Genomic DNA, 12,822 nt, shown 5'->3' on the forward strand with positions numbered 1-12,822 from the left:
AGATATCTTCTTAATCAGTCATATAATCATGAAGATAGAAAATCTCCTTTAAAAAAGCAATAAAAAAGCCCACCGAAGTGAGCTTTTCTGAAAAGGAGTTAGACTTATTTTGCCTGTTCCGCACGACGCTGTTCGGTCACAGACGGGCGATACGGCACAGTGTCTGAGGTATTAACTTTCAAACCACCACCAAGACTCTTGTACAGTTCAACCTGGCTGTTCAGATTCGCCTGTTCAAGTAATAACAAACCTTGTTCTGCTGCATATGAAGCACGTTGTGCATCCAGTACAGTCAGATAGCTGTCAATACCGGCACGGAAACGTGCTAGAGACAGACGGTAAGTGGTATTAGTTGCATCGACCAGACGGCGTTGAGCAGCAATACGGTCACCAATATTCTGACGTACCGCTAGGGCATCATTCACTTCACGGAATGCAGTCTGAATTGATTTTTCGTAATCTGACAGCGCAATTTGTTGATCTGTTTCGGAAATACGGATATTCGCCTGACGTGTACCCCAATCGAAGATTGGAATATCCAGACTTGGGCCTACAGACCACGCAAAACTGCCAGACTTGAACAGATCACCCAGATCCGCAGATGCAAAACCTGCAGAACCCGTCAGGCTGATGGTTGGGTACAGACGCGCACGGGCAGCACCAATATTGGCACCTGCCGCAGACAGACGGTATTCAGCTGCACGTACATCCGGACGGTTAATCAGCAGATCACTTGGTAAACCTGCACCTAGTGCCGCATTAGAGGTAATGCGGGTAACACGTTGTGCCGGTAACAGGTTGGCCGGTACGGGTTGACCTACAAGCAGGTTTAGCAGGTTTTGTGCCTGAGCCACCTGGGTGCGATAGTTGGCAACATCATTACGTGCAGTTTCAACAGAAATCTGTGCTTGACGTACTGGAAGTTCGCTATCGATTCCCACATCAAAACGTTTCTTGTTTAGGTTATAGGATTCAAGCTGGGCTTTCAGTGTTTGCTCAGCCAGTGCCAGATTGGCATTGGCAAATGAGTAACTTAGCCATGCTTGGGCCACCTGACCAATCAGGGAAATCTGAGTCGCATCACGCGCACTTTGAGTCGCCAGATAAGTATCTAAAGCATTATCACGCAAGCTGCGCACACGACCCCAGAAATCCAGCTCAAATGCAGTTACGCCTAGACCGACATTATAAGTCGTCACAGCGCCACGGCTTTGCGGATTGTTACTGCCAGTATCCTGACGTAACACGCTGCCGCTCGCACCAATGGTTGGCAGACGGTCATTTTCAGAAATCTGATAAGCCTGTTGGGCACGCTGAATATTTAATGCGGCAGTACGCAAATCACGGTTATTGGTCAATGCCAGATCCAGTACCTGTAACAGGCGCTGGTCAGCAAAGAATTCTTTATAACCCTGTTCTGCTACAGAAGTACCTGAAGCATTGGTATAACTGCTTGGGATATTTGCCTCTGCAACGGGCTCTGGGCCACGCATGCTTTGACATGCAGTCAAAGCAAGCGCGAGGGCAGATACCGCAATGCTACGACCTGTAATAGACCATATATTTTGCATTACGACTTGTACTCCTGATTTTGTTGTTTTGGTTTGTATTTAAAGATACTTCGAATCCACACGTAGAATACAGGAATAAAGAAGATACCTAAAAGAGTCGAACTGATTACACCACCGAGGACACCGTAACCGACAGAGTGCTGGCTACCCGCACCGGCACCTGAAGCAAGTGCTAGTGGAAGTACACCAAAACCGAAGGCAAGGGTGGTCATGATAATTGGACGTAAACGCATTTTTGCTGCATGCAGGGTCGCATCAAACAACTCTTCGCCTTGTTCCTGCAGCTCTTTGGCGAATTCTACAATCAAGATTGCGTTTTTCGCAGAAAGACCAATTACGGCAATAATCGCTACCTGGAAGTAGATGTTATTCGACAGGTTCGGGTCTTTAAACAGAATCATACCGCCAAAGGTCAATAGTAATGCACCCACGATGCCTAATGGTACAACCAGAAGAACCGAGAATGGAATTGACCAGCTTTCATACAATGCAGCCAGACACAGGAACACGATCAACAGTGAAAGCGCGTACAAGAATGGTGCCTGTGCGCCAGACTCACGTTCTTCCAGAGACAGACCAGTCCATTCATAGTCGAAACCTTGCATGCCCATTTCAGGAAGCTTGGCAATGATTTCTTCCATCGCACGCATTGCATCACCTGAGCTCACACCCGGTGCCGGTGTACCCTGAATGTTCATTGCAGATACGCCGTTATAGCGTTCTAGACGAGGCGAACCATAGGTCCATTCACCTGTTGCGAATGCAGAGAACGGTACCATTTCACCACGGTTGTTACGAACATACCACTGGTTCAGGTCTTCCGGCATCATACGAGAGCTGGCTTCACCCTGAACGTACACTTTTTTCACACGACCACGGTCAAGGAAGTCATTGATGTACGAACCACCCCACGCCATGCTCATGGTGCTGTTAATTTCAGAAATGCTGACACCTAAAGCACCGGCTTGTGCATGATCGACAATCACACGGTACTGCGGGTTATCTTCCTGACCATTTGGACGGACACCTGCAAGACGTTTGTCTTGTGCAGCCAGACCCAGAACAGTATTACGCGCTGCCAAAAGTTGCTCATGGCTTTGACCACTTGCTGCTTTTAACTGCATGTTAAAGCCGGCAGATACACCCAGTTCAGGCATTGCTGGCAATTGTAATGGCATGATGTAAGACGCATCTTTCACAATCATGTTCAGTGCCATACCACGCTGGATAATTGCACCGACCTGTGATTCTGGAGTGGTACGTTCAGACCAGTCTTTCAGTTTGATAAATGCCAGACCAGCGTTTTGACCTACACCTGTGAATGAGAAACCAGCCACACTGAAGACAGATTGGACATGATCTTTTTCATTTTCCAGGAAGTAGCCTGTCATGGTATTGATGACTTTATCGGTACGTTCCAAGGTTGCATTTGGTGGCAACTGTACCAGCGTCATTACGACACCTTGGTCCTCATCAGGTAAGAATGAAGAAGGCAGTTTCTGGAAGATCAGCACAATAATCCCGATCACCACCGCATAGATGATACCGGAGAAAATCTTGTGGTGTGTCATACGATTGACGCCGCCCTGATATTTCACAGAAACACGGTCAAAGCTATGGTTAAACCAGCGGAAGAATCGTGCAGCTGGATTGTTACTTTGCGGCTTGTTCGGATCATGCTGTTTCAGAATGGTCGCACACAGGGCAGGGGTAAAGGTTAAGGCCACTACCAGCGACAGAACCATTGCTGTGACCAGCGTGATTGAGAACTGGCGATAGATAACACCTGTAGAACCACCAAAGAATGCCATTGGTACGAATACTGCAGACAGTACAGAGGTAATACCGATCAGCGCACCAGAGATCTGTTTCATCGACTTTTCAGTCGCCGACACAGGATCCAGATGCTCTTCAGCCATGACACGTTCAACGTTCTCGACCACAACGATCGCATCATCGACGAGCAGACCAATCGCGAGAACCATCGCGAACATGGTCAAGGTGTTGATCGAGAAGCCGAAGATATTAATGATTGCAAAAGTACCTAGTACAACTACTGGAACGGCCATGGTTGGAATAATCGTTGCGCGCCAGTTCTGCAAGAACAGGAACATTACGATGAAGACCAGAATGACTGCTTCAATGAGAGTATGAACCACCGATTCAATCGATAACTGAATGAATGGTGTGGTATCAAATGCCAGTGTATCCACCATCCCTTGAGGATAGTTAGGACGTAACTGTTTTAAACGTTCTTCAACTGCTTCAGCGGTATCCAGTGCATTGGCACCGGTTGCAAGTTTAATCGCAACACCGCCAGCCGGTTTACCATTAAATTTAGAATCAAACTGGTAGTTGTCTGCACCAAGTTCTACACGTGCGACATCGCCCAGACGGACTTGAGCACCTGAAGTGGTATTTTTCAGGAAGATGTTTTCGAACTGTTCAGGTGTTTGCAGCAGACTTTGCGCATTCACTGTCGCATTCAGTACCTGTCCTTCAATTTGTGGCGCACCACCTAATTGACCGACAGCCACCTGAGCGTTCTGGGTACGGATTGCCTGAGCCACATCACTTGGAGTCACTTGCAGACTAGCCATTTTGGCTGGATCCAGCCAAATACGCATTGCATAAGAACCACCAAAGACCTGAACTTCACCAACCCCGGCCACACGGCTTAAAGGTTCAGAAATGTTTGAGTTTACATAGTCTTTAATGTCATCTGCAGTCAGGCTGCCATCAGGAGAATAGAAAGCTAATACCTGAAGGAAGCTGGCACCAGATTTGGTCACACGTACACCCTGACGTTGTACATCATCCGGTAAAAGTGCAGTCGCTGACTGTAACTTGTTTTGTACCTGAACCTGTGCAATATCAGGATCGACACCTTGTTCAAAGTTTAAGGCGATGGATGCCTGACCGTTACCGGCACTGTTCGAGGAAATATAACGCAAGCCATCCAGACCGTTCATCTGCTGCTCGATGATCTGCGTTACTGTATTTTCTACAGTCGCTGCAGATGCACCCGGATAAGTCGCAGAAATGGTGACTGTTGGTGGCGCGATCGTCGGATACTGAGCAATTGGCATTTTGCTGATGGTTAAAATACCCGCCAGCATAATTACCAATGCAATCACCCATGCAAAAATCGGGCGATGGATAAAGAATTTAGCCATGAACCATTACTCCTTATGCATTTGCAGCAGGTTTTTGTTCAGGTTGTTTCTTTGCATCATCTGCCTTTTTTGCATCTGCTGCAGGTTGTTGCGCAGCAGGAGCAGCACCTTGTGGGGCAGCTGCTTGAGGTTGATAAGGTTTAGGCACCACTTGCTGTTCAGGTTTTACCTTGGCAATACCATCAACAATCACTTTATCACCCGGATTTAGACCTTCGGTTACGATCCAGTTACTACCTTGAGTACCGACTGTCGTTACTGGACGTGGAGTTACTTTATTGTCAGCACCCACCAGCATCGCCATGGCCTGACCAGTAGGCGTACGGGTTAACGCCGCTTGTGGAATCAGGAAAGCATTTGGAATTTCGCCTTGCACGATTTGCGCTGTGGCAAACATACCAGGCAGAAGTAAATGGTTTTTGTTCGGGAATACTGCACGTAAAGTCACAGTACCTGTTTCAGGGTTCACGCTGGCATCCGAGAATGCAAGACGGCCTTCGACAGGGTAGATGCTGCCATCTTCAAGCTTTAACTTCACTTTGGTGTTGTTTGAGCTGTTGAGGTTGCCTTTGCTTAGCTGTTGACGCAGGCGTAGCAGTTCAGCACTTGACTGGTTGATATCTACATAGATTGGATCTAGACGCTGAATCGTAACCAGTGGTTCTGTCTGATTTGCAGTCACTAACGCACCCGCCGTGATCGAAGAACGGTTGGTTTGACCAGAAATCGGTGCACGTACGGTTGAATAGCCCAGGTTGATTTCAGCATTACGTAAAGTTGCACGGTTTGCATTCAAATCAGCTTCAGCCAGTTTGACCTGTGCTGCGATGTCATCGTATTCCTGTTTAGAAATGGCATTGGTACCGACCAGTTGACGATAACGACCTTCTTTAACACGCAATACACCTAAATTCGCTTCAGCACGGGCAATCGCAGCACGAGCATTATCGACAGTAGTACGGTTAGTGCTTGAATCAATTTCATAAAGCGCCTGACCTTCACGGACATAGCTACCTTCAGTGAATAAGCGTTTAAGCACCACACCACTAGCCTGTGGACGTACTTCAGAAATCTCAAATGCTGTTGTACGACCTGAGAGCTCTACAGACTGCTCGACACTTTGTGGCTGTGCAACAAGAATACCGACTTCAGTCGGTGGCATTTGCTGCTGAGCACCAGCTTGCTGGCCCTCTTTAGGATCTTTGCTACAACCAACAAGTGCAAGACTTGTTGCTAATGCGCAAGCAGTCAGGGCGGGAGCCCAAAGCTTTGCAGACATCATTGTTCCACCTCAATTGGATTCTTATCTAAATTTTTTTATTTGTGAGCCGTGCAATATCTGATCCAGACCATATACCACAACGAAATCCAAATAAAACTTATACTCCAGCCGGATATGACATCTGAAGGAAAATGTACGCCTAGATAAACTCTTGAAACACCCATAATCAGCATCCATGCACCTGCACCCATCCAGATGATGGTATGTCGGGGATGTTGCCGATATATGAACATTGCCAGACAGCCGAGACAGGCTGCATAGACGCTATGAGCACTCGGGAAGGAGCTTCCATAGCTTTCAACCAGATGAAAAGACTCTGCTGGTCGAGGTCGGGCAATACTGAATTTTAAAAGCCAGCCTAGGAGAATTCCTCCGATAATTCCGATACATATAAAAATTACGCTTGCATGCTTTTTATACCACAGTAGAAAAATACACCATAGTGTGGATAAAAATAATACAAATGGCATGCCACCTATCACTGATAAGGACTGATTAATTTGATTTAAAAATTCTGTGCGATAGCCGCTAATCCATTCTATTGCAAGCACATCTAACTGGCTAAAAGTTGCAATATCAAGAAATAACACACTGAAAATTAAAAATAAAATTCCGACAATAAGTAACAAGTAATGCATGCCAAAAATCCTTGTCCTTTTAACCGTTATTCAGCCGGTTAACTGTCTGCGCTAAAGTGTACTTGTCAGTACACTTTTTTTCAAGAGTGCGTATTTTATGCAAATTCCATTTTTTATTTATGGGATTTTGTACCTAAATGCCCAAATATTCTCGCAATTTTACAGTTTTGTGGATGTATGATTTTCGTCAATTTCAATAGTTTGCTTCGGCGGCCAGAAAAACTCACTTGGGCGAGTCAGGAAATGGGTCATGACCAGTTTAGCGAGCGGTTTCCACTGTTCGAAACGCACCCGTCGTGCGCGTAATGCCACAATAATGGTCAGGCTGAAACTTACAAAAAGGTTAGTCAGACCAATCAGCAGAACACCCAGGAAAGAGATGATAATGAGTCCAATATCTGGACCATTAATATTGATTAGTCCTTGGATAAAGTTGGCAGACGCAAAGGCAATATGACGAATATCTAAAGGCAAGCCGAGAATGAAACCGATGGTACCCATACTGCCCAGCATAACCCCAAAAATAAAATTACCCGCCAGTGCACCCAGATTACGTTCAATATAGTCAGCAAATCGATGCAAACGTTCTTGTCCCATCAGTTGTGACAGGAGCACATGAGCTCTTAGACGAGGACCGACCTTCCGATACACTGCCATATTATCGAAATAACCGGCTAATAGGCCTGACAGGAATAAACATACTCCAGCCACTGCTGCATGAGGAATCGCTAAAGAAGTAAATGGATTCAGGTCATATAAGGTTTTGGCTGCTTTGGCATGTGTCATTAATGGCTCATGTAGGGCAAATTCCCACATCAGGGCAATCAGTGCTGCAACCGGAATTGCGATTGAAATATTCCCAAGAATCGCGACAAACTGGGTCCGAATGATATTCACAATCAGTGCAGCCAGTTCAGCAATCTGGGCAGTTTTCGAACCCTTACGTTGTTGTACGGTAGAAGCCAGTGCAGCTGCAGTCATCGCTGGCTGTTTGGTTGCAACGGTAAAGTGCAGCACATGAATGAGCATAAAACCGAGCGAATAGTTCATGCTATAGCTAAAGGCTTGCATTAAAGGTGCCATCGTGACACGCGCCATTAAGACTTTCAGCGAGGCCATAAAGGCAATGATGATACCTGCACCGGCTGCCGATTTGTACATGGCCAAAAAGCCTTGCTTGTCAGTACTTACATAATGTTCACCGGTTTTACTGGCATTTTCAGTTACCTGTAAAGCCAGGAGTTCACTATTGGTAGTCAGTAAGGCACGCACACTGCGTTCGCTATAAATCGCTTCGGTAATATCTGCGATAAACAGACCAATGGACTGATAACGCAGGTCATCATCATCCAGCACCATATTCAGCAGGATTTCAATCCGTTCTAGACACTGTTCCAGCAAGGCCAACATATAGGTCAGGCTGACACTGACCCCAATCCGTTTGGTAGAGCGACGAATTTTGGCGACAACATCGTGACACTGCTCCAGCATGACCAGAGCTTGAGAAGCATCTGGCGGCGTAATCGAATCTACCAGTTCTACAGTGTTATAGCGTTTTTTATATTCCTGGATAAATTCAATAATCTCACGGTTTTGCACCAGAAAAGGTGATTCATATTCCATGAGCTCAGGCTGGGCATTAATAAATTCAGGATGCAGGCCGATCCCACTCACCCGGTAGGACAGAATCGTTAGTGCTTTAATGATCTGATCTTTGATTCGGGTTTTTTCTACCTGATTGGAATGACCCTGATTTACAACAGCAAAAAGTCGCTGCCAATCCGCTTCATCAAAATAATCCAGCCAGTATTTATCGGTACGCAAATAGAAAATCTTGCGGAACAATTCCTGAAGCTGTAAATGATCTGGAATCACCGGCAGGATATGCGCCCCGATCCGCTGATTCAGCTGGTTCCAGAAACCATCCAGAGAAAGAATCCCGGTATCGGAAAACAGACTGGCTTGTTTATAGCGGTTGATAATTCTTAAAGTGAAACTTTGTAAGGTTAAGACTGCATTGGGAGTGAGCAGTAAAGCCCGGATAAATGCATTAAATTTTGTTTCGATTTCTTCTGTATTTCTGCTGTCTTCTGGGCGTATACGTTCTACAAGTTGGATGAGCAGATTCTCATCCAGCACCGCTTGTGGTTGTTCAAGCTGATGCTGCATGCTTTGAAAAATATCAAGAAAATTAATATGCATAGGCGAGATAAGCGGCTATTGAATCCGGTGAAGAGCCAGTTTGGCCAGATTAACGAGGGCCTGACGATACTCTGAATCGGGTAGTGCATTCAAGGCTTGAATTGCAATTTCTGTTTCTTCGGTTGCACGCTGGCGGCAATAATCCAAGGCGCCAGAATCATTTACAATCTTGATGACTTCTGCCAAATGATCTGTTCCGCCCGTTGCAATACTGCGACGGATAATTTCATGCGATTCCCCAGTTGTATTCTTCATGGCAGCAATCAATGGCAGGGTAGGTTTACCTTCCATCAGGTCATCACCGATGTTTTTACCGAGGGTTTCAGCATCAGATGTATAGTCTAGAATGTCATCAATAATCTGGAAGGCATTACCGAAGTGACCAGCGAATTTACGTAATGGTTCGCGGAATTCAGCCTTGTCGGAAAGAATAGCGGCACCTTCGGTCGCCAACTCAAACAGGCGAGAAGTCTTGCCATGAATAATACTTAAATAAGTTTCTTCTGAGGTTTCTGGCTGATGTTGCGATTGTAGTTGCAGAACTTCGCCTTCGGCAATTTCGCAGGTACCCGTAGAGAAGTCTTTGAGCAGGGTCATATTGTTAAGATCGACCAGCAAATCAAAGGCACGCGAAATCAGGAAGTCACCGACTAGCACAGCTGTCTGATTGTTCCAGGTCGCATTGGCAGTTGGACGGCCACGGCGTAAGCCTGACTCATCGACGACATCATCATGAACTAGAGTTGCCGTATGCAACATTTCGATAATGGCTGCCAGTTTGCGATGCTGTTCCAATTCTACAGCACCACAGGCTTTCGCTGCCAACAGGCACATGATTGGGCGCATGCGCTTGCCGCCAGCTTCAACCACATGCTTGCTGACCGCCATCACCAGCGCTACTTTTGAGGTAATTCCTTCGTTAATGAATGTGTCCATCGCAGCAAAGTCGTTAGCAACAGGAGCGAGAATATCTTGCTTAAAGTCGATGGCCATGTGAAAGAAAACCTCTAGTTTGGTAAATCGCAGCGGGTAGTTTAACAATTTATAACATGAGTGAAAGCTAAGAAAAGCACAAACTCCACTAAAAATCAGCTTTTTATAGGACTTATTCGAGTTTAGCCTAAATTTTGACATTTAAAAAATGAACAATATCTTTCCGCTAAAGTTTTTTTCTAAACATTCTCAGGCAGCCGGAAGACTCGGAATTGAGCAGCATTTTTTGGCCATTATATCCAGCATTAATCTTTGATTTTGAATGAATAATTTAATGATTTATAGGCTTTATAATGGAGTTCATGATTATTTCCTTAAAATGGCTTGTTGTTTCTTATAATATCCCTTAAAATCTTTGCCCTTGTATAACCCCCAGTGGCGCGCGTTTTAAGATCGATATATTCCTTTATCGGCACGTCGACACGGGCATGTTTGGAGTACATTATGTACGCAGTAATCCAAAGCGGTGGTAAACAGCACCGTGTAGTTGAGGGTGAAACCCTTAAAGTTGAATTATTGAAAGCTGAAACTGGTTCAACAATTACGTTTGATGACGTACTTATGCTTGTAAACGGTGATAGCATTCAAATCGGTGCTCCAGTTGTAGCTGGCGCTAAAGTAACTGCAGAAGTAGTTAGCCATGGTCGTCACGACAAAATCCGCATTATCAAAATGCGTCGTCGTAAGCACTACCGTAAACAACAAGGTCACCGTCAATGGTTCACTGAGTTGAAAATTACTGGTATCTCAGGCTAATTACTAGGAGTAAATAGACATGGCAACTAAAAAAGCCGGTGGTTCGACTAAGAACGGTCGTGATTCGAATCCTAAGATGTTAGGTGTTAAAGTTTACGGTGGCCAAACTGTAACTGCAGGTAACATCATCGTTCGTCAACGTGGTACTGAATTCCACGCTGGTCAAAACGTAGGTATGGGCCGTGACCATACATTATTTGCTACTGCTGATGGCGTAGTAAAATTCGAAGTGAAAGGTCAATTTGGCCGTCGCTACGTATCTGTTGAAGCATAATTTGCTGAAATAGAAAAAAGACCCACAGTTTCTGTGGGTTTTTTTATGCGTGAAGGTTTATCGGCTTATAAAGCTGTGACAGCAAATGTAAATATCACTATTGAATCTTCATCATGATGAATAAAAGCAGGAATTCTGCATTAATAACAATACAAAACTTCTTATTTTCTATCATCTTAGTTTGAGAAATTGGTTTAAGATGAGCCATTAGATAAATAGCGATATGCAAATACAAAAAGGTGAGATTATGAGTATGCTTCGTAAAACTGTATGTGCCATAACAATCGGTACGGCGACACTGGCACCTGTCATGAGCACGACTGTATTTGCCGCAACTGCAGCGACGGAGCAGCAAGCTACTGCGAATCTGGTGAAACAGCTCAGCAATATCCGTAGCTTAACTGCAAATTTTGAACAAACCACTAAAGTCACTAATCCGAAAGCGACCCAGAAAAAAGGCTTGACCGCCCAGCACATGAACCAGACCTTTAAAGGTGTGATGAAAGTGGCGCGTCCGGGTAAATTCTACTGGGAAACTTCAAGCCCGTCGAAACAGACTATTGCCACTACAGGTAAAACCGTATGGATCTATGATCCAGACTTGCAGCAAGCAGTGCGTCAGAGTCTAGACGATCAAGTGGCAAATACACCGGCGTTATTATTGTCCGGCAATACCAGCCAGATTATGCAATCTTATCGTGTAACCCAGCCGAATAAAGCTAAAACCTATTACACGCTTTATCCGAAAAATACTGATGGGGTGTTTGAAAGCCTGACTATTAGTTTTGGTGCGAACAAAGCGCCTAGCTTGATGATTTTGCAGGATTCATTAGGCCAAACCACGAATATTAAATTTAGTAATGTAAAACTGAATACCACGATTCCGGCATCTACATTTAGCTTTACCCCGCCAAAAGGCACAGACATTATTGATCAATAAGTATCAAGATCAACTCAATAAAAAAGCAATCTTCGGGTTGCTTTTTTTTGTTCCTGATCGGGATGGATCTGGAGTCATTACAAGGTTGGCGTATATCTAGAAGTTTGGGTGTTTTAGAATAAACAAAAGTTGAGTCAATGAAATTGCAAAATTTTAGGAGCTCAGGATGAAAATGGCTTCATGTAAAATAGGCTGGATCGGTTGTATCTTGTGTCTGAATCTCGGGCTATTTGCCTGTCAGCCTCAAACCTCTTCAGTCACTACATCCGCGCAATCAGAAGACACAGGAGAAATCCAATCCAAAATAGTTCCAGTTAAAGATGCCAATCAGGTCGTGTGTGAAATCGAAGGTTGTGTGCGCTTTGATTTGCAGACTGTAGATACCAATATGAGTTGGATTGATCAATACTTCATGGAGCGTATCCAGCGTACTGAGCCGGTCGCTTTTAGCAAAGTGACCAGTAATAAAATTAAAGCAAAGGATCAGCCGAAATTTATTGATCAACGTTCCATTCAGGTGAATTACCTGAATCAGCATGCGCATCTGGCCACTTTTATATTTAAAACTGCCCATCAGCCTGAACGTGCAGCACAGCCCCAATCTCACACCGAATATGTCAATCTGGACCTAAAACAAAAGAAACGTCTAGCTCTTCATCAGGTTATGCGCGGTAATACAGATGAAAAACTGAAACAGACTCTATATCAAGCAAATAAAGACTGGCTGGATCGTTATCAAATCACCCAGCAGAAACTAGCACTGAGTGACAATTATTATTTTGACAGTCAGGGCTTGGTACTGGTTTATCCGGCAGGCGAGTTGAACAAGACAATCAGTGATATGGCAGAATTAAAAGTACCTTATACAGCATTAAGAGAGATCATCCGGCCTGAATATTTATCGCTTTTGCCTCAAACAAGCCTTTAAATATTGCGCTAATAAACTCCAGCCGGTAGGTCAGTCACTGTATTTTTTGACGTTAAGAGCTT

At 44.8% G+C, this 12,822-nt stretch carries 10 protein-coding genes; 4 read left to right on the forward strand and 6 right to left on the reverse strand.

Going from position 1 to position 12,822, the window contains the following annotated elements:
- Window positions 1–104 precede the first annotated feature (104 nt).
- The 6 genes from adeK to sdsA all read right to left on the reverse strand — a co-directional run bounded on the left by adeK (window position 105) and on the right by sdsA (window position 9,862).
- The gene (gene adeK, locus RJ01_RS04115; RefSeq protein ID WP_005236902.1) at window positions 105–1,571 is read right to left on the reverse strand and encodes a multidrug efflux RND transporter AdeIJK outer membrane channel subunit AdeK; all 1,467 of its coding nucleotides are present in this window, start codon (window positions 1,569–1,571) and stop codon (window positions 105–107) included.
- Complete coding sequence (locus tag RJ01_RS04120; protein WP_005236901.1) at window positions 1,571–4,747, reverse strand: efflux RND transporter permease subunit; 3,177 nt, start codon at window positions 4,745–4,747, stop codon at window positions 1,571–1,573. Before RJ01_RS04120 ends, adeK begins: the two co-directional genes overlap by 1 nt.
- A gap of 13 nt (window positions 4,748–4,760) precedes the next feature.
- Entirely contained in the window at window positions 4,761–6,029 is a 1,269-nt protein-coding gene (locus tag RJ01_RS04125) for an efflux RND transporter periplasmic adaptor subunit (protein WP_034170140.1), read from the reverse strand.
- A 35-nt stretch (window positions 6,030–6,064) separates the two neighbouring features.
- Window positions 6,065–6,667: a phosphatase PAP2 family protein gene (locus RJ01_RS04130; protein ID WP_034170141.1), complete on the reverse strand. Its 603-nt coding sequence runs from the start codon at window positions 6,665–6,667 to the stop codon at window positions 6,065–6,067.
- A gap of 159 nt (window positions 6,668–6,826) precedes the next feature.
- On the reverse strand, window positions 6,827–8,869 hold the full coding sequence (locus RJ01_RS04135) for a site-specific recombinase (RefSeq protein WP_034170142.1): 2,043 nt from the start codon (window positions 8,867–8,869) through the stop codon (window positions 6,827–6,829).
- 15 nt (window positions 8,870–8,884) lie between these two features.
- Window positions 8,885–9,862, reverse strand: coding sequence for an All-trans-nonaprenyl-diphosphate synthase (gene sdsA / locus RJ01_RS04140; protein WP_034170143.1), 978 nt, complete (start codon window positions 9,860–9,862; stop codon window positions 8,885–8,887).
- 444 nt (window positions 9,863–10,306) lie between these two features.
- Here sdsA and rplU point away from each other — a divergent pair, with 444 nt between their 5' ends.
- The 4 genes from rplU to RJ01_RS04160 all read left to right on the forward strand — a co-directional run bounded on the left by rplU (window position 10,307) and on the right by RJ01_RS04160 (window position 12,760).
- On the forward strand, window positions 10,307–10,618 hold the full coding sequence (rplU, locus tag RJ01_RS04145; protein WP_004784898.1) for a 50S ribosomal protein L21: 312 nt from the start codon (window positions 10,307–10,309) through the stop codon (window positions 10,616–10,618).
- A 19-nt stretch (window positions 10,619–10,637) separates the two neighbouring features.
- Window positions 10,638–10,892 (forward strand): 50S ribosomal protein L27, encoded by a 255-nt coding sequence (gene rpmA, locus RJ01_RS04150; protein ID WP_004784896.1) that lies wholly within the window; start codon window positions 10,638–10,640, stop codon window positions 10,890–10,892.
- 247 nt (window positions 10,893–11,139) lie between these two features.
- Window positions 11,140–11,832 carry an outer membrane lipoprotein chaperone LolA gene (gene lolA / locus RJ01_RS04155; RefSeq protein WP_034170144.1) on the forward strand — a complete coding sequence of 231 codons (693 nt, stop codon included), beginning with the start codon at window positions 11,140–11,142 and terminating at the stop codon, window positions 11,830–11,832.
- Window positions 11,833–11,998: 166 nt separating this feature from the next.
- On the forward strand, window positions 11,999–12,760 hold the full coding sequence (locus RJ01_RS04160; RefSeq protein WP_034170145.1) for a hypothetical protein: 762 nt from the start codon (window positions 11,999–12,001) through the stop codon (window positions 12,758–12,760).
- The last annotated feature ends 62 nt before the right edge of the window (window positions 12,761–12,822 follow it).

The sequence above is a fragment of the Acinetobacter sp. YZS-X1-1 genome, from assembly GCF_000804305.1.
Classification (GTDB): Bacteria; Pseudomonadota; Gammaproteobacteria; order Pseudomonadales; family Moraxellaceae; genus Acinetobacter; species Acinetobacter variabilis.

Bases quoted from the DNA above. Each gene is read 5' to 3' on its own strand.
- adeK (WP_005236902.1), bottom strand. From the start codon at position 1,571: ATGCAAAATATATGGTCTATTACAGGTCGTAGCATTGCGGTATCTGCC.
- RJ01_RS04120 (WP_005236901.1), bottom strand. From the start codon at position 4,747: ATGGCTAAATTCTTTATCCATCGCCCGATTTTTGCATGGGTGATTGCA.
- RJ01_RS04125 (WP_034170140.1), bottom strand. From the start codon at position 6,029: ATGATGTCTGCAAAGCTTTGGGCTCCCGCCCTGACTGCTTGCGCATTA.
- RJ01_RS04130 (WP_034170141.1), bottom strand. From the start codon at position 6,667: ATGCATTACTTGTTACTTATTGTCGGAATTTTATTTTTAATTTTCAGT.
- RJ01_RS04135 (WP_034170142.1), bottom strand. From the start codon at position 8,869: ATGCATATTAATTTTCTTGATATTTTTCAAAGCATGCAGCATCAGCTT.
- sdsA (WP_034170143.1), bottom strand. From the start codon at position 9,862: ATGGCCATCGACTTTAAGCAAGATATTCTCGCTCCTGTTGCTAACGAC.
- rplU (WP_004784898.1), top strand. From the start codon at position 10,307: ATGTACGCAGTAATCCAAAGCGGTGGTAAACAGCACCGTGTAGTTGAG.
- rpmA (WP_004784896.1), top strand. From the start codon at position 10,638: ATGGCAACTAAAAAAGCCGGTGGTTCGACTAAGAACGGTCGTGATTCG.
- lolA (WP_034170144.1), top strand. From the start codon at position 11,140: ATGAGTATGCTTCGTAAAACTGTATGTGCCATAACAATCGGTACGGCG.
- RJ01_RS04160 (WP_034170145.1), top strand. From the start codon at position 11,999: ATGAAAATGGCTTCATGTAAAATAGGCTGGATCGGTTGTATCTTGTGT.